This is a genomic window from Geodermatophilus sp. SYSU D01186, from assembly GCF_054050215.1.
Genome location: NZ_JBJGYW010000011.1, coordinates 12,531 through 34,465 on the forward strand (window position 1 = coordinate 12,531; position 21,935 = coordinate 34,465).

Below are 21,935 nucleotides of genomic sequence, written 5' to 3' on the forward strand. Positions count from 1 at the left end.
TGCGGCGAGTCAGCGCAGGCGGGAAAGGGCCCAGGTCGCGGTGCGGTCCCGGAGGACCTCTGGTTCAGACCGTCTGCAGCCAGTTGGTCAGCAGCTGCGCGCCGGCGTCGCCGCTCTTCTCCGGGTGGAACTGGGTCGCCGACAGGGCGCCGTTCTCGACCCCGGCGACGAACCGGTCGCCGTGCTCGGCCCAGGTCACCAGCGGCGCGGCCAGCGGGGACGGCGCCCCCTCGGCGCCGAGCGGGAAGTTGCGCACCCCGTAGGAGTGCACGAAGTAGAAGCGCTGGTCCTCGAGCCCGGCGAACAGGACGCTGCGCTCCGGGACCTGCACGGTGTTCCAGCCCATGTGCGGCAGAACCGGCGCCTGCAGCGGCTCGACCACCCCGGGCCACTCGCCGCAGCCCTCGGCGTCCTGCCCGTGCTCGACGCCGCGCTCGAAGAGGATCTGCATGCCGACGCAGACCCCGAGCACGGGGCGGCCACCGGCCAGCCGCCGGCCGATGACCCGCGGGCCGTCGACGGCGCGCAGCCCGTCCATGCAGGCGGCGAAGGCGCCCACGCCGGGGACGACGAGGCCGTCGGCGTCGAGGGCCGCCTGCGGATCCCCGGTCACGGTGACCTCGGCGCCGACCCGGGTCAGCGCCCGCTCGGCCGAGCGCAGGTTGCCCGACCCGTAGTCGAGGACGACGACCTTCTTCTTCACGCCTGTCACGGTACCGAGCAGCACCGCGACGCCTCCGGGGATTCCCGGGACGACGTGTCGGGCCGGGGTGACACGTCGGAGATCTCCGACGCAGCCTGGCGGCGTGCCGGAGGACGTCTTCCTCGCGCTGGCGCACCCCGTGCGCCGGCGGCTGCTGGAGCTGCTGGTCGACGGTCCCCGCACCCCCGGTGAGCTGGCCGCCCAGTTGGAGCTCAGCCGGCCGTCGCCGAGCACCTCTCGGTGCTGCGCCGGGCCGAGCTGGTGCGGGACGAGCCGTCGGGGCGCCACCGGCACCACTCCCTGACCATCGAGCCGCTGGAGCGGGTGAGCGACTGGCTGGCTCAGTTCGAGCGCTACTGGCGCGCACCTGCGCGCCCTCGCCGACCTCGTGGAGGACGACCGCAGGGGCGGTTCCCTTCGACGACATGGGCCCGGGCTGGCGCGACGTCGTCCTCCCCCGGCTGGCCGCCGTGGTGGGCGAGCCGGCCTGAGCCGGCCGGCGACCGCCTCAGACCATCCGGAGGATGCCCGAGGCGGTCGCCAGCAGCGCCGCCGCCAGCAGGACGACGGCGAAGAGCACCTGCGGGCCGGTGCGGCCCCGGGTGTCGGAGTCGGCCTTCCAGATGCTCCAGGCCCCGCCGAGGAGGAAGCCGCCGACGACGAGCAGCAGGACGGCGAAGGTCACCTACAGCGCGCCCTTGGTGGAGGGGACGTCGGTGACCCGCGGGTCCAGCGCCACGGCGACCCGCAGCGCCCGGGCCAGGGCCTTGAACTGGCCCTCGACGATGTGGTGGGCGTCGCGGCCGGCGTAGAGCACCCGCACGTGCAGGCTGATCCGCGCGTTGAAGGCGAAGGACTCCAGCACGTGCTTGGTCAGGCTGGTCGGGTAGTCCGGCCCGATCATCGGCGTCATGTTCTCGGGCTCGGCGTGCACGAAGTACGGCCGGCCGGAGAGGTCCACCGCCGCCTGCGCCAGCACCTCGTCCATGGGGATGGTGGCGTCGCCGTAGCGGGTGATGCCCTTCTTGTCCCCCAGCGCCTGGGCGAACGCCTGGCCGAGGGCGATCGCGACGTCCTCCACGGTGTGGTGGGCGTCGATGTGCAGGTCGCCGTCGGCGCGCACGGTGAGGTCGATGCCGCTGTGCTTGGACAGCGCGGTCAGCATGTGGTCGTAGAAGCCGACCCCGGTGCTGATCGAGCTCGTGCCGGTGCCGTCGAGGTCGAGCTCGACGACCAGCTTGGTCTCACTGGTCTCGCGCTCGACGCGTGCAGTCCTGCTCATGCGTTCAGTCTCCCAGGCGGTGGTCGGCCGCCACCTCACCCAGGGCGGTGAGGAAGGCGTCGGTCTCCTCCGGCGTCCCGGCCGTGACCCGCAGCCAGCCGGCGAGGCCGACGTCGCGCACGAGGACGTCGCGGTCGAGCAGCGCCTGCCAGGCCGCGCGCGCGTCGGCGAAGCGGCCGAAGAGCACGAAGTTGGCGTCGCTGGCCACGCTGGTCAGCCCGAGGCCGGGCAGTGCGGCGACGATCCGGTCGCGCTCGGCCTTGACCGCGTCCACGGTGGCCAGCAGCGCGTCGGTGTGGGCCAGCGCCGTCCGGGCGGCGGCCTGGGTCAGCGAGCTCAGGTGGTAGGGCAGCCGGACCAGCTGCAGCGCGTCGACGACGGCCGGGTCGGCGGCGAGGTAGCCCAGCCGCAGGCCGGCCATGCCGAAGGCCTTGCTCATCGTGCGGCTGACGATCAGCCGCGGCCGGCCCGGCAGCAGGGTCAGTGCCGACGGGGTGCCGGTGCGGGCGAACTCCGCGTAGGCCTCGTCGACGACCAGCACACCCGCGGTGGCCTCGTAGAGCGCCTCGATGGTGGCGAGCTCCACCGCGGTGCCGGTCGGGTTGTTCGGGCTGGTCACGAAGACCACGTCCGGGGCGACCTCGCGGACCTGCGCCGCCGCGGCGTCGGGGTCGATGGTGAAGTCCGGACGCCGGTGGCCGTCGACCCAGGCGGTGCCGGTGCCCGCTGAGATGATCGGGTGCATCGAGTACGACGGCGTGAAGCCCAGCGCGCTGCGGCCGGCGCCGCCGAAGGCCTGCAGGATCTGCTGGAGGACCTCGTTGCTCCCGTTGGCGGCCCACACCTGCGCCGCGTCGAGCTCCTGGCCGCTGGTGCGGGTCAGGTAGGCGGCGAGGTCGCGGCGCAGGTCGAGGGCGTCGCGGTCGGGGTAGCGGTTCAGCTCCAGCGCCGCGTGCCCGAGCGCCTCACCCAGGTCGGCCAGCAGCTCCGGCGGCAGCGGGTGCGGGTTCTCGTTGGTGTTGAGCCGGTACTTCGCCGGCAGCTGCGGGGCGCCGTAGGGCGTGCGGCCCCGCAGCTCCGGCCGCAGCGGGAGCTCCTCGAGCGTCGCGCTCTGCCCGTTGCGTGACCTCGCGGGCTCGGTCACGGGCGCTGCCGGGCCCGGACGGCGGCGGCGTGGGCCGGGAGGTCCTCGGCGCCGGCGAGGGCGTCGATGTGGCCGGCGACCTCGGCGAGGGCCTGCTCGTCGTACTCCACGACGTGGATGCCGCGCAGGAACGACTGCACCGACAGGCCGCTGGAGTGGCGGGCGCACCCCCCGGTGGGCAGAACGTGGTTGGAGCCGGCGCAGTAGTCGCCCAGCGACACCGGCGACCAGGCGCCCACGAAGATCGCGCCGGCGTTGCGCACCCGCATCGCGACCTCGCGGGCGTTCTCGGTCTGGATCTCCAGGTGCTCGGCGGCGTAGGCGTCGACCACCCGCAGCCCGGCGTCGACGTCGTCGACCAGCACGATGCCCGACTGGCTCCCGTCCAGCGCCGTGGTGATCCGGTCGGAGTGCTTGGTGGCGGCCACCTGGCCCGGGACGAGCCCGAGGACGGCGTCGGCCAGCTCCTCGCTCGTCGTCACCAGCACCGCGCCGGCCAGCGGGTCGTGCTCGGCCTGGCTGATCAGGTCGGCGGCGACGTGCACCGGGTCGGCGGTGTGGTCGGCGAGGATGGCCACCTCGGTGGGACCGGCCTCGGAGTCGATGCCGATGAGCCCGCGCAGCAGCCGCTTGGCCGCCGTCACGTAGACGTTGCCGGGGCCGGTGACCATGTCGACCGGCTCGCAGCTGCCGGCGCCGTAGCCGAAGACCGCGATGGCCTGGGCGCCGCCGACGGCGTAGACCTCGGTGACCCCGAGCAGCGCGCACGCGGCGAGGACGCCGGGGTCGGGCAGGCCGCCGTGGTCCCGCTGCGGCGGGGAGGCCACCGCGATCGACTCCACCCCGGCGATCTGCGCGGGGACGACGTTCATGACGACGCTGGACAGCAGCGGCGCCAGGCCGCCGGGCACGTAGAGGCCGACCCGGCGCACCGGCAGCCAGCGCTCGGTGACGGCGCCCCCGCGGACCACCTGGGTGGTGACGTCGGTGCGGGCCTGGTCGGCGTGCACCCGCCGGACGCGGGCGATCGCCTCCTCCAGTGCCGCCCGGACGGTCGGGTCGATCTCGGCCAGGGCGCGGTCGATGGCGGCCTGCGGCACCGCGAAGTCCTCGAGGTCGACGCCGTCGATGCGGGCGGTGATCTCCCGGACCGCCTGGGCGCCGCGGATGCGGACGTCCTCGCACAGCGGCCGCACCGTCGCCAGCACCGAGTCGATGTCGGTGGCGGCACGGGGCAGCAGGCCGGAGAGCTCGCGCACCCCCGGCAGCGCGGATCCACGCAGGTCGATGCGGGCGAGCACGGGCGGACCTCCGGGCGGTTCCGAGGCGGGGAACGGGAACACCCCAGGGTAGACGGGGCCGCCCGGGGCTCTGCCGCGCTGCCCGCTCTCGCGCCGTCCCCTGCCCCGTAGGCTCGGCTGCCGTGGGCGACCTGATCCCGCTCTTCCCGCTGGGCACGCCGCTGTTCCCCGGGGTGGTCCTGCCGCTGCAGGTCTTCGAGCCCCGCTACCGCCGGCTCGTGCGCGACCTGCTGGCCCAGCCCCAGGGCGACGGACGGTTCTTCGGCGTGGTGGCCATCCGGCAGGGCTGGGAGGTCGAGCAGGTGGCGCCGGCCGAGGCGCTGTACGACGTGGGCTGCACCGCGCGGCTGCAGGTGGTGCGCCCGCAACCCGACGGCGGCTTCCGGATCGTCACCGTGGGCGGCGACCGGTTCCGCTTGCTGGAGGTGCACGTCGGCGAGGACCCGCCCTACCTGCAGGCCGAGGTGGAGTGGCTGCACGAGGAGGAGGCGGCCGAGGAGGCCGCCGGCGACCAGGAGGGCCTGGCCCCGGCGGACGGCGGCGTGCCGGGCCCCGAGCTCGACGACCTGGTCACCGACGTCGCCCGCCGCTCGCTGGACGTGCTGGTGCGGGGGGTGGCCGAGCTGTTCGCGCGGTACGTCCTGGCGGTGGCCGGCCTCACCGGGGACGCCGGTGAGGAGGCCGACGAGCCCGGGTTGCTCGAGGGCGTCGCCGACGACCCGCAGGCGCTGTCCTACCTGGTCGCCTCGGCGGCCCTGCTGACCACCGAGGACCGCCAGGCGCTGCTCGCCGAGTCGGCGACCCGCCGGCGGCTGCGGGCGGAGTCGCGGCTGCTGCGGCGGGAGCTGACCCTGCTGGAGACCCTCGGCGCGGTGCCCGCGCCGCTGCAGCGCTTCGCCGGTCCGCGCAGCGTCAACTGACGCCGGTCCCACCCCGCGGGTCCTCCGTCTCTGAGTGCGCCTGCACTCAGGGACGTACAGCCCGCCGACCTCCCGGACCGGAGGGCGCTCAGGCCGGCGCCGACGGCTCGCGGCCGCGCAGCGCGGCGAGCTCGGCGCGCGAGCGGACGCCGAGCTTCGTGTATATGCGGGTCAGGTGGTACTGCACCGTCTTCTCCGAGAGGTAGAGCTCGGCGGCGACCTCGCGGTTGGACAGCCCGCTGGCGACCAGCCCGGACACCGTCCGCTCCTGCGGGGTCAGCCGGGCCGCCCCGTCCTCGGGGCGGCCCGGGCCCAGGCCCGCGGCCCGCAGCTCGCGGTCGCAGCGCGCGACGTAGGTGGCCGCGCCGAGGGAGAGGTAGACGTCGCGCGCGGTGGAGATGGCGGCGTCGGCCTCGCGGCGCTTGCCCGCCCGGCGCAGGGTCTGGCCGAAGGCGAAGCTCACCCGCGCGCGGTCGTAGCGCAGCGGCAGGTCCTCGAGCAGCCGCAGCGACGTGCCGAACGCGTCGCGGGCGGCGTCGAGGTCGCCCTGCGCGCCGAACCACCGGCCGCGGGCGTAGCCGAGCCGCGCCCGGGTGGAGCGGTGTCCGCGCTCGGTGGCCCGCTGCTCGTGCGGGGTGAGGAAGGCGTCGGCCTCGGCCAGCAGCCCCTCGAGCACCAGCGCGTTGGCGTGGACGTCGGCCCAGGGCCAGGCGCCGGGCTCGTCGACCCAGCCCTGCGGATCCGCCTCGGCCAGTGGCCCGAGGGCGCGCAGCACGCCGGCGTAGTCGGCCTGGGCCTCGGCGACGTGGGCGCGGGCGAGCATCGAGGGCACCCGCATGATCGCGTAGTCCGAGCTCCCGGCCTCGCCGTCCCGCAGCGCCTGCTCCGCGGCGGCCCAGTCGCCGCGCAGCGCGTGGACCTGCGCCGCGGTCCAGTGCAGCAGCGGCCCGACGAGCACCATCCCGGTGCGGGTGACGAGGTCGGCGCCCTCCCGGACGGCGCGCAGCGCGGCGTCCCACTCGCCGGTGGCGAACCGGGCCCGGGCCAGCCAGCCCAGCGCCCAGAGGGAGATGCGGTGCGAGCCGCCGAGGTAGGTGGTCGGGACGGCGCTCTCCAGCTCGGCGGCGGCCCGCGCCACCTCGTCGAGGGCCAGGTGCAGCCAGCCCTCGCCGAGGGCGACCCGTTGCGCCTGCGCGCCGGAGCGGACCCGCTCGGACAGCGCCCGGTAGCCGGCCAGGGCCTCGGCCGGGGCGCCGGCGCCGGCCACCCCCAGGCCGCGGATGGCGACCGCCTCGAGCGCCTCGGGCGCCCCGGGCCCGGCCAGCTCGATGGTCCGGTCGGCCCAGGCGACCAGCTCCCCGGCCCGGCAGCGCGCCAGCTCGTGCAGCACGAACCGCTGACTGACCAGCGCGGCCCGGCCCGGGTCGCGGTCCGGGTTGACGAGGTCCCAGGCGCGCCGCAGCCGGGCCTCGGCCTCCACCGCCCGGCCCTGGACGACGGCCAGGTACCCGAGGACGGCGTTGCGCAGCGGGGTCTCCCGGAGGCTCTCCACCTCGGGCACGAGGGCGGCCGCACCGATCGAGTCGCCGGCGCCGACCAGCGCGTCCACGGCCCCGAGCAGCCGGTCCTCGCGCGAGCGCCGGTCCTCCGACAGCCGGCTGGCGTCGGCGAGCAGCGCGGCCGCCTCCGCCCAGGCCCCCTCGGCCGCGCGCCGGCGCGCCAGCGCGTCGAGGTCGCCGGCGAGCGCGGGGTCGGGGCCGACGCTCGCGGCGACGAGGTGGCCCAGCCGGCGGGTGGGGTCCTCGACGACGTCGGCGGCGCGGCGGTGCGCGCGCGCGACGGCGGCCGGGCCCATGGCGGTGAGCACGGCGGCGGCGACCAGGGGGTCGGCGGGCGCCAGCTCCGCGGGCCGGCCCGGTCCCGTCGGACGCAGGAGGCCGGCCCTCTGGGCGGCGTCCAGGGCGGCCAGCAGGTCACCGACCCCCGACAGAGCGGCCGCCTCGGGGACCGGGGCGGGGCCGAGGACGGCGACCGCCTCGGCCAGCGCGCGGGCCCCCGGATCGCACCGGGTCAGCTGCTCGCGCACCCAGGCGGCCACCGCGGCCGGGGCCGGGAGGTCGGGGCGCCGGCCGGACCAGGTCTCGCGGGGCAGCTCGTCGAGCAGGGCGGCCACGTGGCCGGGCACTCCCCCGGTGTGCCGCCAGAGCTGCTCGGCCACGGCCGGTGACAGCGGGGTGCCGCGGGCCGCGGCCAGCCGGGCGACGTCCTCGGCGGAGAACGGCTCGACGACCACGGTCGCGGTGGCCGACCGCAGGAGGACCTCGAGGGTGGCCGGGGTCGCCTCGGCCGGGACGAGCGGGCTGACCAGCACGACGGTCAGGGCGGCGCGGTGCTGGTGGCGCACCGCCGTCGCCAGCGCCTGCAGCGACTCCGGGTCGCTCCAGTGGGCGTCGTCCACCAGGACGACGGCGCGGGCCTCGGCCGAGCCGCCGGCGTGCCGGGCGACGACCTCGGCGGCGGCGAAGGGGTCCGACGGAACCGGGACGCCGGCCAGCAGCTGGTCGAGCACGGCGTACGGGCGGGTGCCCTCCCACGGGGCGCCGCGGGCCTCGAGGACCGGACCCGGGTGCCGGTCGACGGCCTCCCGGACCAGCGCGGTCTTGCCGGCCCCGGGTGCGCCGGTGACCCGGACCAGGGACGGGCCGAGCCCGCCGTCCCGGAGCAGCCGCTCGAGGCCGGCGAGCTCGGCCTCCCGGGCCACCAGCCCGGGGATGGCTCCCGTCACGCGGGAACGGTAGCCCCGGCGACGGTGGGTGCCGGGGTCTGCGCGACCGGTCCGGCGTCGGCCTGCGGGGTGCGGGGCACCAGGGCGGTGACCAGCGCGCCGAACAGGGCGATGCCGGCGAAGAGGAAGAACGCCGTCGTCCCACCCAGGCCGGCGCCGACCAGGACCCCGCCGAGCACGGGCCCGACGATCCCGCCGAGCCGGCCGAACCCGGCGCACCAGGCGACGCCGGCGGCCCGGGCCCGGGTCGGGTAGTAGTTGGCGACCAGGCCGTAGACCAGGACCTGGGTGCCGATGGTCCCGACGCCGGCGACCGCCACCGCGAGCAGCAGGACCGCGAGCGGCAGCTGGGCGGGCAACAGGGCGAGGGAGAGCGCGGCGAGCACGAAGGTGGCCGCGATGACCCGCTTGGCGCCCACCCGGTCGGCCGACCAGGAGGCCAGCAGGCCGCCGGAGATCGCGCCCAGGTTGAGCACCAGCAGGAAGGCCAGCGAGGCGCTCGTGCCGTAGCCGTTGCCGGCCATGATCTGCGGCAGCCAGGTGTTGAGGCCGTAGGTCAGCAGCAGGCCGGCGAAGCTCATCGTGCCCAGCAGCAGGGTCGGCACCGCGAGCGGACGGCGGACGAGTGCGGCGAACCCGAAGCGGACGGGCGCGGCCGGCGCCGCGACCACCGGTGCGGTCTCCAGCGGCACGCCGGTGCGCTCGCTGACGGCGGCCGCCTCGGCCGTCCGGCCCCGGGAGGCCAGCCAGCGCGGCGACTCGGGCAGCCGGAGCAGCGCCAGGGGCAGCAGCGTGACCAGCGGCAGGGCACCGATCCACAGCAGCCCCCGCCAGCCGACGGCGTCCCCCGCGACCAGCGCCACCACCGAGGCGAGGACGCCGCCGGCCGGGACGCCGCTGTAGACGACCGCGTTGAGCCGGTTGCGCCGCTCGGCCGGCGCGAACTCGGCCACCAGCGCGCCGACCGTGGCGACCAGGGCGCCCACGCCGATCCCGGTGAGGAACCGGAAGAACGCGAAGGTGCCGACGGTGGGCGCCAGCGCGGTCGCCGCCATGCCGATCGAGAACCAGGCGAGGTTCACGACCACCACCCGTCGGCGTCCGATCCGGTCGCCGACCGCTCCCGCGGCGAGGGCGCCCACGAGGACGCCGACGAGGGCGTAGCTGCCGAGGGTGCCGGCCTGCGCGGGCGTGATCGGGCCCAGCTGGCTCGGGTCGCCCAGCAGCGTGGGGACGATCGTCCCGTAGACGACCAGGTCGTAGCCGTCGAACACCAGGGCGGCGGTGGACAGGGCGACGACCCAGAGGGTGCTGCGCCGGCGGCGCTCCTCCGGCGTGCGGGGGTTCTCGGGCATGGCGGGACTCCGGGTGTCGAAGGGCGTGCGGTGAGGGTGTGGAGCGGGAGGGCGACGGGTCAGCCGAGGTCGCCGCCGGCGACGGGCAGGACCGTCCCGGTGATGTAGGAGGCCTCGTCGGAGGCGAGGAAGGCCAGCGCGGCGGCCTGCTCGTCGAGGGTGCCGTAGCGCTTCATCAGCGAGGAGTCGACGGTCTGGTCGACGATCGTCCGGTACCAGGCCTGCTCCTGCTCCGTCTGCGGCGCCGGGCCGCGCGGGATGCGCCGGGGCGGCGCCTCGGTGCCGCCGGGGGCGGTGGCCACCACCCGGACACCGGAGAGCGCCAGCTCCAGCGCGAGGGCGGTGGTGATGGCGTTGACCCCGCCCTTGGCCGCCGCGTACGGCACCCGGTTGAGGCCGCGGGTGGCGACGGAGGAGACGTTCACGATCGTGCCGGAGCCCTGCGCGACCATGACCGGCGCGACCGCCCGGCACGACCACAGCGTCGGGAACAGCGACCGGTTGATCTCGGCCTCGATCTGCTCCGGCGGGTAGTCGACGAAGGGCTTGGCCCAGATCGTGCCGCCGACGGTGTGGATGGCGACGTCGATGCGGCCGAAGCGGGTCAGCGCCTTCTCGACGACGTCGTGCGCGCCCGCCCACGTCTCCAGGTCGGCGGTGACGGCGAGCGCCTCCCGGCCGGCGTCGGTGAGCTCGCCGGCGAGGTCGTGGACCATGTCGGCGCGGTCGGCGAGCACGAGCGCACCGCCCTCGGCGCTGATCCGGCGGGCCGTGCGCTCCCCGATGCCCTGGGCGGCACCGGTGACCAGCACGACCCTGCCGTCGAAACGGCCCGGGCTGACGAAGGCCGGCCGGGTGCGGGCGTCGGCGTCGGCCATCGCCCGCCGCACCGTCTGCTTCGACCGCTCGGCGTGCTGGGTGATCAGCTCCCGGGCCCGCGTCCGGTCGCCCGCCTCGACCGCGTCGACGATGTCGAGGTGGTCCTGCGTGCAGCGCGGGTGGCACCAGGTGGCGCGCCGCAGCACCTGATCCATGTGCCCCTTCACGCCGAGTGCCTGGTAGGCCTGCAGCAGGTGCTCGTTGCCGGTCAGGCCGAAGAGGTGGTCGTGGAAGGCGGCGTTGGCCTCGGTGTAGGCCGCCGCGTCGACGAAGGAGTCGCCCCGGACGTGGGGCACCGTCGACTCCGCCAGCAGCCGGTATCCGGCGACCTGCCCGCTGGACAGCCGCCCGAGGGTCAGCTCCAGCGCGCCGAGCTCCAGGGCCTTGCGGGCCTCGAAGATCGCGTCGGAGTGGTGCACCGAGGGGTGCTCCTCGCCGATCTCGTACCCGCCCCCGGCCGGCGTCCGGGCATCCGGATCGGTCGGCCCGACCCCGCCCAGGTCGGCGCGCTCGGGGAACAGCTCCTGGCCGGCGAGCGACCGGCCACCCCCGACCGGGCGGAGACCGCCGTCGGGGTCGAGCGGGATCACCGGGCCGTCGCCGCCGGGCACGGCCAGCCGCTGGCCGGCGACCGTGCGGGCGGTCGCGGCCTCGTCGGCCGGTGCCGTCGCCCCGGTCGTGCCGAGCGGGGCGAGCTCGGCCGGCGGCAGGAGGACCTGACCGGCGAGGGCCCGGCCGTCGGCGCCGACCGCCGCCGCGGGGGCCGGCGTCTCCGGTGCCCGCGGCGCGGGGACGGCCACCGGCGCCGGCTCCGCCTCCCGCGGGACCGGCGCGGTCGCGGCGGGCTCGGGCGCCGGCGCGGCAGGCGCCGCGGCGCCGGAGGGCGCGAACTTCTCGTAGTAGAAGCCGGCCGGGACGACGCCCTGCTCGGCGAAGTGGCCGCGGACGGCCTCCACCATCGGCGGCGGGCCGCAGAGGTAGACGCCGACCTCGCCCCCGTAGAGGTGCTCGGGCCGGAACAGGCTCGTGACGTAGCCCTGGTTCGGGGCCGTGGTCGCGGGGTCGGCGACGCAGTGGTCCCAGGTGAAGCCGGGGATCTCGTCGGCGAGCTGCGCCAGCGTGGCCAGCTCCACGACGTCGTCGTCCGTGCTCGCGCCGTAGACCAGGTGCGCCGGGCGCGCGCTGCCGTCGTCCCGCAGCGTGCGCAGCATCGACAGGATCGGGGCCAGGCCGGTGCCGCCGGCGACCAGCAGCACCGGGTCGTCGGACTCGCGCAGGAAGAAGCTGCCGTGCGGCCCGGTGAAGGTGATCTCGTCACCGACGGCGGCGCGGTCGGTCAGGTACGTCGACATCGCCCCGCCCGGGGTGAGCTTGACCAGGAAGGTCAGCGCCTCCTCGTCGGGGCCGTTGCTGAAGGAGTACGAGCGGCTGACCGAGGTGCCGGGCACGGTGAGGTTGACGTACTGGCCGGGCAGGAACGCCAGGTCGGCCCGCCCCGGCGTCTCGAGGGTGAGCGAGACGGTGGTCGGCGACAGCCGCTCCAGCGCCGTGAGGGTGCCGGTGTGGGTCGCGGCCTGGGTCTTGGCGACCGCCGAGGTGCTGGCGATCTGCAGGACCAGGTCCGACCGCGGCCGCATGCTGCACGGCAGCACGTAGCCGGCCCGGGCCTCGTCGTCGGAGAGGGCGTCCTCGATGTAGGCGCCGCCGTCGTACTCCCCGGACTCGCAGAAGGCCTTGCAGGTCCCACAGGCGCCGTCCCGGCAGTCCAGCGGGATGTTGATGCGCGAGCGGTAGGAGGCGTCGGCGACGGTCTGGTCGGGCGCGCACGTGATGAACCGGGTGACGCCGTCCTCGAAGGACAGCGCGACGCGGTGGGTGCCGGTCGGCGTGGGAGCGGTCTGCGTCATGACGGCACCGGCCTCAGAAGTGGTACACGTCGACGACGTGGTGGATGTAGTCGTTCTTGAGCACCACGGTCTTGCGGCGGATGAGCGGCGCCGGCCCGGAGAAGTCGATCGTGTAGAAGGACGTCCCGTAGTACGGGTCCACCGTCTTGTAGCGGAAGTACATGGTGTGCCAGTTGAAGCGGACGTCGACGAGGTCGCCGCGGCGCTCGATGACCTCGACGTTGCTGATGTTGTGGCTGGTCCGCGGCTCGGGCAGTGACGTGGCGCTGGAGCGCTCGGTGCGGATGCGGAAGACCCGGTCGGCCAGGCCGCCCTTGTTGGCGTAGTAGACCAGCGAGATCTCCCGCTGCGGGTCCTCGGTGAGCCGGTCGTCGTCGGTCCAGCAGGGCATCCAGTACACGACGTCGTCGGCGTAGCACTCGAGCCACTTCTCGAACTCGCGGTCGTCGAGGTAGCGGGCCTCGCGGTAGAGGAACTGCTCGATCGCGTTCTGGTCGATCCGGTCGCGGGCCGGCCGGTCGGAGACCGGCGGCCGGGGCTCGGTGATCGTCATGACGGTCCTCCTCAGGCGGTCGGGGCGGGGACGGCGGCGGGGGCGGCCGCGGCCTGCTCGCGGGCGAGCGCGGCGCGCATGGTCTGCAGCCAGTAGCCGTGCTGGACGGGGTAGAGCCCCTCGTCCTCGTTGCGCAGGCCGGCGGAGACGACGCCGGTCATCCCGAGCGCCTCGGCCATCGGGTCGGGGCCGTGCAGCCAGTGCTGGGCGCCGCGGCTCATGTCGTTCCACGGCGCGGCGGTGGCCCGGAAGGTGAGCTGGCAGGAGCGGAACTCCTCCAGGTCGTCGGGGGTGGCCATGCCGGAGGCGTTGAAGAAGTCCTCGTACTGGCGGATGCGGTGCGCGCGGGCCTCGGCGCTCTCGCCCTTCGGGGCGATGCAGTAGATCGTCACCTCGGTCCGGTCCGGGGCGATCGGCCGGAAGTGCCGGATCTGCGTGCTGAACTGGTCCATCAGGTAGACGTTCGGGTAGAGGCACAGGTTGCGGGAGCCCTTGACCATGAACTCGCCCTTGGCCTCGCCGAACTGGGCCTTGAGCTCGTCCAGGCGGTCCCACAGCGGCCGGTCCTGCGGGTTGCCGGCCCAGGTCCACAGGCACAGGTGACCGTTCGGGTAGGACCAGTAGCCACCGCCGGACTTCCCCCAGCTCCCGGCGTCCAGGGCCTTGGTCGCGTTGGTCGACTCCCCCGTGCTGCGCCGCGAGGTGGTGGCGGCGTAGTTCCAGTGGGTCGCGGTGACGTGGTAGCCGTCGGCGCCGTTCTCCGCCTGCACCTTCCAGTTGCCGTCGTAGGTGTAGGTCGACGAGCCGCGCAGCACCTCCAGCCCCTCCGGGGACTGGTCGACGAGCATGTCGATGACCGTCGTCGTGTCGCCCAGGTGCTCGCGCAGCGGGACGACGTCGGGATCGAGGCTGCCGAACAGGAAGCCGCGGTAGCTCTCGAAGCGGGCGACCCGCGTCATGTCGTGCGAGCCGTCGCGGTTGAACGACTCCGGGTAGCCGGCGCCCTCGGGGTCCTTGACCTTCAGCAGCGTCCCGTCGTTGCGGAACGTCCACCCGTGGAACGGGCAGGTCAGCGTCGTCCGGTTGTCGGTCTTGCGGCGGCAGATCATCGCGCCGCGGTGGGCGCAGGCGTTGATGAGGCAGTGCAGCTCGCCGTTCCTGTCCCGGGTGATGACGACGGGCTGGCGGCCGATGTGGGTGGTGAGGTAGTCGCCCGGTTTCTCCACCTGGCTCTCGTGGGCGAGGTAGATCCAGTTGCCCTCGAAGATGTGCCGCATCTCGAGCTCGAAGACCTCCTCGTCGGTGAAGATCCGGCGGTTGGCGCGGAAGACCCCCGCCTCGACGTCCTCGACGACGGCGTCGGAGAGCACCGACTCCACGTGGGTCAGCGTCTGGGTCATGAGGTCCTCCAGGGGGCTCTCGCTCCGGGGACCCGCGGGGCGCGGGCCGTGGGCTGGTCGGTCCGTCCCAGCGTCACAGCGGGTGGTGCGCGTCACACCCGAGGAATGCCCAGTCCCGACCCAGGGGTGGACTGATCACCGCCGCTTATCGATGCGCCGTCAATACGTCTTTGTGTCGTATCGGTTCGGTCCGTAGCGTGGCCCGCGTCACCCCTGGGAGGAGCCCGTCGTGGAACTGCGTCACCTGCGGTACTTCGCCGCGGTCGCGGACACCTGCCACTTCGGCGCGGCCGCCGAGCGGCTGCACATCGCCCAGCCGGCGCTCTCGCAGGCGATCCGCCAGCTCGAGGCCGAGCTGGGCGCGACCCTGTTCACCCGCACGACCCGCCAGGTGCGGCTGACCCCGGCCGGCCGGTTCCTCCGCGACGAGGCCGAACGGGTCCTCGGCGCCGTGGAGGACAGCGTCTCCGGGGTGCGCCGGATCGCCGACGGCCGCCTCGGGCTGGTGCGCATCGCGTTCACCGGCACCGCCGTCGTCGCCCAGCTCCCGCGGATCGCCCGGGTGGTGAAGCAGGAGCTGCCGGGGGTGGCGCTGGAGATCCACGGCGACGTCCTCACCCCCGCCCAGTGCGACCGCCTGCGCGACGGCAGTCTCGACCTCGGCGTCCTGCGCCCTCCGGTGTCCGGGGACGGGCTGACGCTGCGCACCATCGAGGTGGAGCCGCTGGTGCTCGCCCTGCCCGGCGACCACCGGCTGGCGTCCGAGCCCGAGATAGCGATGGCCGACCTGCGCACGGAGGGCTTCGTCCTCTACGCCGACCGCGAGTCGGCGGTGAACGCGGCCGTGCTGCGCAGCTGCCGGGACGCCGGGTTCACCCCGCGCCGGGAGCACGAGGTCACCGGCACGGTGGTGCTGCTGGCCCTGGTCGCCGCCGGCCTGGGCATCGCGCTGGTCCCCGCGTCGGCGCGGGCGCTCCCGGTGCCCGGCGTGACGTTCCGCGAGGTGTCCGACGCCGGCTCGATCGAGGTGGCCCTGGCCTGGCGCCCCCGGGAGGACTCCCCCGGCTCCGGCTCGCCGCTGATCCGCTCGGTGCTCGGCGTCCTGGAGACCGCCGGGGTGCTGCCCCCCGAGCACGACCCCGTCCGCCTGACCACCCCCGGCTCGGAGGCCCCCCGATGAAGATCACCCGCCTCGAGGCCATCCCCTACGCGATCCCGTACCGCAAGCCGCTGCGGTTCGCCAGCGGCGAGGTGCACGCCGCCGAGCACGTGCTGGTCCGCGTGCACACCGACGACGGCGTGGTCGGCACCGCCGACGCCGTCCCGCGCCCGTTCACCTACGGCGAGACCCAGGCCGGGGTGGTGGCGGTCCTCCAGTCGCTCTTCGCCCCGCAGGTCGTGGGCCGCACGCTGCTGGAGCGGGAGCGGGTCGCCGAGGAGCTCGCCCGCACGGTCAGCAACCCGACCGCGAAGTCGGCGGTGGACATGGCGATCTGGGACGCGCTGGGCCGCACGCTGGACCAGCCGGTCACCTCTCTGCTCGGTGGCTACACCGACCGGATGCGGGTCTCCCACATGCTCGGCTTCGACACCCCCGAGGCGATGGTCACCGAGGCCGAGCGGATGCGGGACACCTACGGCATCACGACGTTCAAGGTGAAGGTCGGCCGCCGGCCGATCTCCCTGGACACCGCGGTGGTGCGGGCCCTGCGCGAGCACCTCGGCCCCGACGTCGAGCTCTACGTCGACGGCAACCGCGGCTGGACGGCGTCGGAGTCCGCCCGCGCGATGGCCGAGATGCGCGACCTGGGCCTCACCTTCGCCGAGGAGCTCTGCCCCGCCGACGACGTCCTGGGCCGCCGCTGGCTGGTGCAGCAGTGCGACGTGCCGTTCATCGCCGACGAGTCGGCCGTGACCCCCGCCGACGTGACCCGCGAGGTGCTGGGCGGGTCGGCGACGGCGGTGAGCATCAAGACCGCCCGCACCGGGTTCACCGCCTCCGCACGGGTGCACCACCTGGCGGAGGGGCTGGGCCTCGAGGTCGTGATGGGCAACCAGGTCGACACCCAGCTCGGCTCGATGAGCACCGTCGTCTTCGGGGCCGCGTTCCGGCTCACCTCGCGGCGGGCCGGCGAGCTCTCCAACTTCCTGGACATGACCGACGACCTGCTCACCGAGCCCCTGGTGATCCGCGACGGCACCCTGCCCGTCCGCCCCGGCGCCGGCCTCGGCGTCGACGTCGACCCCGACAAGCTCACGCGCTACCGCCTGGACCGCTGACCACCCCTCTGGAAGGACACCCCATGACCGTCACCGTGAACGACTCCGCTGCCACGGCCACCGCGGCCGCCTCCGGCGCCTCGGCCACCGAGCGCTTCAAGGCCGACAAGTCCGCCGGCGCGGCGGCGACCCCGCCCGAGCGCGTGGACACCCTCGCCCGCGAGCTGCTGGCGGCCGTGCACGACATCGTGCGCCGGCACGAGGTCACCTACGACGAGTACAACGCCCTCAAGGCGTGGCTGATCGGCGTCGGCCAGGACGGCGAGTGGCCGCTGTTCCTCGACGTCTGGGTCGAGCACGTCGTCGAGGAGGTGGCCAACTCCGGCCGCCAGGGCAGCAAGGGCACCATCGAGGGCCCCTACTACGTGCCCGGCTCCCCGGAGTCGACCGGCGAGGCCACGCTGCCCATGCGGGACGGCGAGCCCGGGACGCCGCTGACGTTCCAGGGGCACGTGACCAGCGTCGACGGCACCCCGCTGGCCGGCGCCCGGATCGAGATGTGGCACGCCGACGACGACGGCTTCTACTCGCAGTTCGCCCCCGGCATCCCGGAGTGGAACCTGCGCGGCACGGTGGTCACCGACGCCGACGGCGGTTTCGTCATCCACACGATCCAGCCCGCGCCGTACCAGATCCCGACCGACGGCTCCTGCGGCAAGCTGATCGCCGCCGCCGGCTGGCACGCCTGGCGCCCCGCCCACCTGCACCTGAAGGTGTCCGCCCCCGGCCACCAGCTGATCACCACGCAGCTGTACTTCCCGGGCGACCCGCACAACGACGACGACATCGCCTCGGCGGTCAAGCCCGAGCTGCTGCTCGACGTCCACACCGCGGACGACGGCAACCAGGTCACCTACGACTTCGTGCTCGACCCGGCCTGACGACAGCCGCGGGAGCATCGCAGCGAGCGCCAGCGAGCGAGGAGCGGACCGCGGCGCGGAGTCGGGCCAGTGGACCCGGCCTGAGATCCGGCTCCGGCACCGGCGGAGCCCCCCCCGGTCAGCGCCCGGGGTGCTCCGCCGGTGGCACGTCGACGAGCATCCGCGGGTCGCCACCCGCCGAGGGCAGCCCCGGCCCGGCGGCGGGGAACGGCGGCGCCGGGACCGGCCGGTCGAGGTCCTCCGCGGGGGCGAACAGCGCGGCCACCACGTAGGCGAGGACGCCGAGGAACGGGCCGGCCGCGAGGGCCGCCATCGAGTTGAGCGCCAGGCCGGTGGTCACCGTCGCCCCGACGTCGGCCAGCTCGGCCTCGGAGGGACCGGGCGCCAGCAGCTCGCCCACCTGCCAGGCGACGAGCGAGGCCAGCAGCGTGCCGGCGCCCACGGCCAGCAGGACGGCCACGCCGCGCCGGCGGCGCAGCCGCCAGGCGACCACACCGGCCAGCAGGCCCAGCCCGGCCACCACCAGGGTGTAGACGCCGTCGACCGCGGCGAGCAGCTCGGCCGAGGGGTGCCCGACGACGACCGGGCCGTCGGCGGTCACCCGGAACTGCGCCCGCGGGGCGAGGGCCCACCACAGCAGCCCCGCCGGGACGCCGCACGCCAGCAGCACGCCGGTCAGCGCCAGGGCGCCCGGCACGTCGGCGCGCAGCTCGGCCAGGGCGGCCCGGCGCCAGCCGGTCACCCACCGGGTCGGCCGCCGGGCGGGCGGGGACCCCGGGGGCCCCGGGGCGTCGAGGTGGTCCACGACCCCAGTCAACCCCGCGGAGCTGTGTGCCTCTTCCCCGGCACCGGCGTGGCGGCGGCGCTCACAGCAGGGCGACGCTGGTCGGGCCGAGCAGGGCCTTGATGTCGCCCATGAGCGCGGTGCTCGGCCGGACCCGCAGGCCCTGGTCGAGGCGCAGCACCGTCTCGCGGCTGCCGTTGACCAGCTTCAGCTGGACCTCGGTGGTGCCGGGGTGGCTGCCCAGCACCTCCCGCAGCCGCTCGACCACCGGCGGGGTGCACCGGGCGGCCGCCATCGACACCAGCACTGGGCCGCGCGGGCCCTCGGTGAGCTCGGGGATGGTCACCTCGGAGCCGAACAGCGAGGGCTGGTCGTCGCGCCGGCTGATCCGTCCCTTGACCACGACGATCTGGTCGCGGACGACCTTCTCCGACACCTCCGCCCAGGTCTTGGGGAAGAACAGCACCTCGATGCCGGACTCGAGGTCCTCCAGCGTCGCGATCGCCCACGGCGCGCCCTGCTTGTTGGTGCGCGGGGAGACCGAGGTGAGGATGCCGGCGATCGTCACGTTCGCGCCGTCCTCCACGCCGCCGGCGTTGATCTCGGCGATCGGGGTGTCGGCGTTCGAGGCGAGGACGTGCTCGACGCCGTGCAGCGGGTGGTCGGAGACGTACAGGCCGAGCATGTCGCGCTCGAACATCAGCCGCTCGGACTTCGACCAGTCCGCCGTCGGGATCGTGATGTCCAGCGCCCCGCCGAAGGGGTCGTCGCCCTCGTCGTCCCCGCCGAAGCTGCCGAACAGGTCGAACTGCCCCTCGGCCTCCTTGCGCTTGAGCGCCATCGCGGAGTCGACCGCCTGCGCGTGGACGGCGACGATGCCCTGCCGGGAGTGGCCCAGGGAGTCGAAGGCACCGGCCTTGGCCAGGGACTCGATGACCTTCTTGTTGCAGGCCACCGTGTCGATCTTGCGCATGAAGTCCGCGAAGTCCTTGAAGGCGCCCTTCTCCTCGCGGGCCCGGCGGATCGAGTCGACGACGTTGTGCCCGACGTTGCGCACCGACGCCAGCCCGAAGCGGATGTCGTTCCCGACGGCGGCGAAGTCCCAGGAGGACTCGTTGACGTCCGGCGGGAGCACCTTGATGCCCATCCGCCGGCACTCGGCCAGGTAGATCGGCCGGCGGTCCTTGTCGTCGCCGACGCTGGTGAGCAGCCCGGCCATGTACTCGGCCGGGTAGTTGGCCTTCAGGAAGGCGGTCCAGTAGGACACCAGGCCGTAGGCGGCCGAGTGGGCCTTGTTGAACGCGTAGTCGGCGAACGGGACGAGGATGTCCCAGAGGGTCTTGATCGCCGCGGCGGAGTAGCCGCGCTCCTTCATGCCGGCCTCGAACCCGACGAACTCCGCGTCGAGGACCGACTTCTTCTTCTTGCCCATCGCGCGGCGCAGCAGGTCGGCCTTGCCGAGGGAGTACCCGGCGACCTTCTGCGCGATCGCCATGACCTGCTCCTGGTACACGATCAGGCCGTAGGTGCCGCCCAGGATGTCCTCGAGCGGCTCGGCCAGCTCCGGGTGGATCGGCGTGATCTCCTGCTGGCCGTTCTTGCGCAGCGCGTAGTTGGTGTGCGAGTTGGCACCCATCGGACCGGGCCGGTAGAGCGCGCCGACGGCGGAGATGTCCTCGAAGTTGTCCGGCCGCATCAGCCGCAGCAGCGACCGCATGGGGCCGCCGTCGAACTGGAAGACACCGAGGGTGTCCCCGCGAGAGAGCAGGTCGTAGGTGGCCTTGTCGGTGAGGTCCTTGCTGATCTCGTCGAGGTCGACCGGCTCCTTGCCGTTCGCCACGATGTTGCGCAGCGCGTCGTCGATGACCGTGAGGTTGCGCAGGCCCAGGAAGTCCATCTTGAGCAGGCCGAGCGTCTCGCAGGTCGGGTAGTCGAACTGCGTGATGATCGCGCCGTCGGCCTCGCGCCGCATGATCGGGATCGAGTCGATCAGCGGGTAGCGGCCGATGATGACGCCGGCCGCGTGCACGCCCCACTGCCGCTTCAGTCCCTCGAGCTTGCGGGCCTGGTCGACCACCTCGGCCGCGCCGGGGTCGGACTCGTAGCGGGCGCGGAACTCCGCGGCCTCCTTGTAGCGCGGGTGGGCCGGGTCGAAGACGCCCGACAGGGGGATGCCCTTGCCCATCACGTCCGGGGGCATGAGCTTGGTCAGCTCGTCGCCGACGGAGTACGGCCGGTCCAGCACGCGCGCGGCGTCCTTGATCGCGGCCTTCGCCTTGATGGTGCCGTAGGTGACGATCTGGCTGACCCGCTCCTCGCCGTACTTCTGCGAGACGTACTGGATGACCTCGCCGCGGCGGCGGTCGTCGAAGTCGATGTCGACGTCGGGCATCGAGACGCGCTCGGGGTTGAGGAACCGCTCGAAGATCAGCCCGTGCGCCAGCGGGTCCAGGTCGGTGATGCCCATGGCGTAGGCGGCCAGCGAACCGGCGGCCGACCCACGGCCGGGGCCCACGCGGATGCCGTTGTCCTTGGCCCAGTTGATGAAGTCGGCGACCACGAGGAAGTACCCCGGGAAGCCCATCTGGGTGATGATCCCGACCTCGTAGTCCGCCTGCTTGCGGACGTGGTCGGGGATGCCGTTCGGCCAGCGCTTGTGCAGGCCGCGCTCGACCTCCTTGACGAACCAGGAGGTCTCGTCCTCCCCCGGCGGCAGCGGGAAGCGCGGCATGAGGTCGGCGCCCTCGGTGAAGGTCACCTCGCACTGCTCGGCGACCAGCAGCGTGTTGTCGCACGCCGAGGCCAGGTCGCCGGGGAACAGCGCCCGCATCTCCGCGGCGCTCTTGAGGTAGTAGCCGTCACCGTTGAACTTGAAGCGGTTGGGCTCGTTGAGCCGCGACCCGGTCTGGATGCACAGCAGGGCGTCGTGGGCCTCGGCGTCCTCCTTGTGCGTGTAGTGCAGGTCGTTGGTCGCCAGCAGCGGGATGCCCAGCTCCTTCGCGATCTGCAGCAGCGCGGGGCGGGTCTTCTTCTCGATGGACAGCCCGTGGTCCATCAGCTCGGCGTAGAAGTTCTCCTTGCCGAAGATGTCCTGGAAGTCGGCGGCGGCCTGGCGGGCGCGCTCCTCCTTGCCGGCGCGCAGCCACATGTTCACCTCGCCCGAGGGGCAGCCGGTGGTGGCGATCAGGCCCTTGCCGTAGCGCTCGAGCAGGTCGCGGTCGAACCGCGGCTTGCGGTACTGGCCCTCGAGGCTGGCCAGCGAGGAGATGCGGAACAGGTTGTGCATGCCCTCGGTGGTGCGGGCCAGCAGCGTCATGTGCGTGTAGGCGGCCTTGCCCCGCGACGAGCCGCCCTCGCCGTCCTCGTCGATGAGGTTGTCGCCGAAGTCGAACGGCGCGCGGTCGAAGCGCGAGCCGGGCGTGTAGTACCCCTCCATGCCGATGATCGGCTTCACGCCGGCCGACTTCGCCTGCTTGTAGAAGTCGTAGGCACCGAAGACGTTGCCGTGGTCGGTCATCGCCAGCGCCGGCATCCCCTGCTCGGCGGCGGCCTTGGTGACCTCCGGCAGCTTCGCCGCACCGTCGAGCATCGAGTACTCGGTGTGGACGTGCAGGTGGGCGAACGAGTCGGACGGGGTGCTCACGTGCTCAGGTGCTCCTCACGGTCGTGCGTGCCCGGCCGACGGGGATCCGGCGCGGGCGACCGGCGGGGAAGACCGGCGGTGCTGGGTCCGGGGTGCGGCCGGGGGCCGACCCGATCCT

At 74.3% G+C, this 21,935-nt stretch carries 17 protein-coding genes; 5 read left to right on the plus strand and 12 right to left on the minus strand.

What is annotated here, in order from left to right; translation table 11 throughout:
- Positions 1-64 precede the first annotated feature (64 nt).
- Positions 65-703: an imidazole glycerol phosphate synthase subunit HisH gene (hisH, locus tag ACI784_RS10220; RefSeq protein WP_457013377.1), complete on the minus strand. Its 639-nt coding sequence runs from the start codon at positions 701-703 to the stop codon at positions 65-67.
- Positions 704-806: 103 nt separating this feature from the next.
- Between hisH and ACI784_RS10225 the strand changes: the two genes are divergently transcribed.
- The gene (locus ACI784_RS10225; protein WP_457013378.1) at positions 807-1,007 is read left to right on the plus strand and encodes an ArsR/SmtB family transcription factor; all 201 of its coding nucleotides are present in this window, start codon (positions 807-809) and stop codon (positions 1,005-1,007) included.
- 204 nt (positions 1,008-1,211) lie between these two features.
- On the opposite strand, the gene ACI784_RS10230 is transcribed toward ACI784_RS10225, so the two are convergent.
- Genes ACI784_RS10230 through hisD form a run of 4 tightly spaced genes read right to left on the minus strand, consistent with a single transcriptional unit; the run spans position 1,212 to position 4,430 of the window.
- On the minus strand, positions 1,212-1,388 hold the full coding sequence (locus tag ACI784_RS10230) for a hypothetical protein (protein ID WP_456924824.1): 177 nt from the start codon (positions 1,386-1,388) through the stop codon (positions 1,212-1,214).
- Positions 1,389-1,985 (minus strand): imidazoleglycerol-phosphate dehydratase HisB, encoded by a 597-nt coding sequence (gene hisB / locus ACI784_RS10235; protein WP_456924825.1) that lies wholly within the window; start codon positions 1,983-1,985, stop codon positions 1,389-1,391.
- 4 nt (positions 1,986-1,989) lie between these two features.
- Entirely contained in the window at positions 1,990-3,129 is a 1,140-nt protein-coding gene (locus tag ACI784_RS10240; RefSeq protein WP_457013379.1) for a histidinol-phosphate transaminase, read from the minus strand.
- Positions 3,126-4,430, minus strand: a complete 1,305-nt coding sequence (hisD, locus tag ACI784_RS10245) for a histidinol dehydrogenase (RefSeq protein WP_456924827.1) — start codon at positions 4,428-4,430, stop codon at positions 3,126-3,128. Before hisD ends, ACI784_RS10240 begins: the two co-directional genes overlap by 4 nt.
- 122 nt (positions 4,431-4,552) lie before the next feature.
- Here hisD and ACI784_RS10250 point away from each other — a divergent pair, with 122 nt between their 5' ends.
- Positions 4,553-5,350, plus strand: coding sequence for an LON peptidase substrate-binding domain-containing protein (locus tag ACI784_RS10250; RefSeq protein WP_457013380.1), 798 nt, complete (start codon positions 4,553-4,555; stop codon positions 5,348-5,350).
- A gap of 88 nt (positions 5,351-5,438) precedes the next feature.
- On the opposite strand, the gene ACI784_RS10255 is transcribed toward ACI784_RS10250, so the two are convergent.
- From ACI784_RS10255 to benA, 5 genes are read right to left on the minus strand one after another with little or no spacing between them, the layout of a single operon-like run.
- Positions 5,439-8,135, minus strand: coding sequence for a LuxR C-terminal-related transcriptional regulator (locus tag ACI784_RS10255; RefSeq protein ID WP_457013381.1), 2,697 nt, complete (start codon positions 8,133-8,135; stop codon positions 5,439-5,441).
- The gene (locus ACI784_RS10260; RefSeq protein WP_457013382.1) at positions 8,132-9,490 is read right to left on the minus strand and encodes an MFS transporter; all 1,359 of its coding nucleotides are present in this window, start codon (positions 9,488-9,490) and stop codon (positions 8,132-8,134) included. Before ACI784_RS10260 ends, ACI784_RS10255 begins: the two co-directional genes overlap by 4 nt.
- 59 nt (positions 9,491-9,549) lie before the next feature.
- Positions 9,550-12,276, minus strand: coding sequence for a benzoate 1,2-dioxygenase electron transfer component BenC (gene benC / locus ACI784_RS10265; protein ID WP_457013383.1), 2,727 nt, complete (start codon positions 12,274-12,276; stop codon positions 9,550-9,552).
- 13 nt (positions 12,277-12,289) lie between these two features.
- Positions 12,290-12,829 (minus strand): benzoate 1,2-dioxygenase small subunit, encoded by a 540-nt coding sequence (gene benB, locus ACI784_RS10270; protein WP_456924832.1) that lies wholly within the window; start codon positions 12,827-12,829, stop codon positions 12,290-12,292.
- Positions 12,830-12,840: 11 nt separating this feature from the next.
- Entirely contained in the window at positions 12,841-14,229 is a 1,389-nt protein-coding gene (benA, locus tag ACI784_RS10275; protein ID WP_457013384.1) for a benzoate 1,2-dioxygenase large subunit, read from the minus strand.
- A 229-nt stretch (positions 14,230-14,458) separates the two neighbouring features.
- Between benA and ACI784_RS10280 the strand changes: the two genes are divergently transcribed.
- The 3 genes from ACI784_RS10280 to catA are packed head-to-tail and all read left to right on the plus strand — an operon-like array spanning position 14,459 to position 17,390.
- A complete protein-coding gene (locus ACI784_RS10280) occupies positions 14,459-15,409 on the plus strand; it encodes a LysR substrate-binding domain-containing protein (RefSeq protein ID WP_457013385.1) in 951 nt (316 codons plus the stop codon).
- Positions 15,406-16,509: a mandelate racemase/muconate lactonizing enzyme family protein gene (locus ACI784_RS10285; RefSeq protein WP_457013386.1), complete on the plus strand. Its 1,104-nt coding sequence runs from the start codon at positions 15,406-15,408 to the stop codon at positions 16,507-16,509. Before ACI784_RS10280 ends, ACI784_RS10285 begins: the two co-directional genes overlap by 4 nt.
- 23 nt (positions 16,510-16,532) lie before the next feature.
- The gene (gene catA, locus ACI784_RS10290) at positions 16,533-17,390 is read left to right on the plus strand and encodes a catechol 1,2-dioxygenase (RefSeq protein WP_457013387.1); all 858 of its coding nucleotides are present in this window, start codon (positions 16,533-16,535) and stop codon (positions 17,388-17,390) included.
- 118 nt (positions 17,391-17,508) lie between these two features.
- On the opposite strand, the gene ACI784_RS10295 is transcribed toward catA, so the two are convergent.
- Both ACI784_RS10295 and dnaE read right to left on the minus strand, forming a co-directional pair.
- Positions 17,509-18,195 carry a hypothetical protein gene (locus ACI784_RS10295; protein ID WP_457013388.1) on the minus strand — a complete coding sequence of 229 codons (687 nt, stop codon included), beginning with the start codon at positions 18,193-18,195 and terminating at the stop codon, positions 17,509-17,511.
- Between the two features lie 61 nt (positions 18,196-18,256).
- Entirely contained in the window at positions 18,257-21,817 is a 3,561-nt protein-coding gene (gene dnaE / locus ACI784_RS10300; RefSeq protein ID WP_457013389.1) for a DNA polymerase III subunit alpha, read from the minus strand.
- Positions 21,818-21,935 lie beyond the last annotated feature (118 nt).

Excerpts from the sequence above, each read along its gene's own strand:
- hisB (WP_456924825.1), bottom strand. The coding sequence starts at position 1,985 with ATGAGCAGGACTGCACGCGTCGAGCGCGAGACCAGTGAGACCAAGCTG.
- ACI784_RS10260 (WP_457013382.1), bottom strand. The coding sequence starts at position 9,490 with ATGCCCGAGAACCCCCGCACGCCGGAGGAGCGCCGCCGGCGCAGCACC.
- benC (WP_457013383.1), bottom strand. The coding sequence starts at position 12,276 with ATGACGCAGACCGCTCCCACGCCGACCGGCACCCACCGCGTCGCGCTG.
- benB (WP_456924832.1), bottom strand. The coding sequence starts at position 12,829 with ATGACGATCACCGAGCCCCGGCCGCCGGTCTCCGACCGGCCGGCCCGC.
- benA (WP_457013384.1), bottom strand. The coding sequence starts at position 14,229 with ATGACCCAGACGCTGACCCACGTGGAGTCGGTGCTCTCCGACGCCGTC.
- ACI784_RS10285 (WP_457013386.1), top strand. The coding sequence starts at position 15,406 with ATGAAGATCACCCGCCTCGAGGCCATCCCCTACGCGATCCCGTACCGC.
- catA (WP_457013387.1), top strand. The coding sequence starts at position 16,533 with ATGACCGTCACCGTGAACGACTCCGCTGCCACGGCCACCGCGGCCGCC.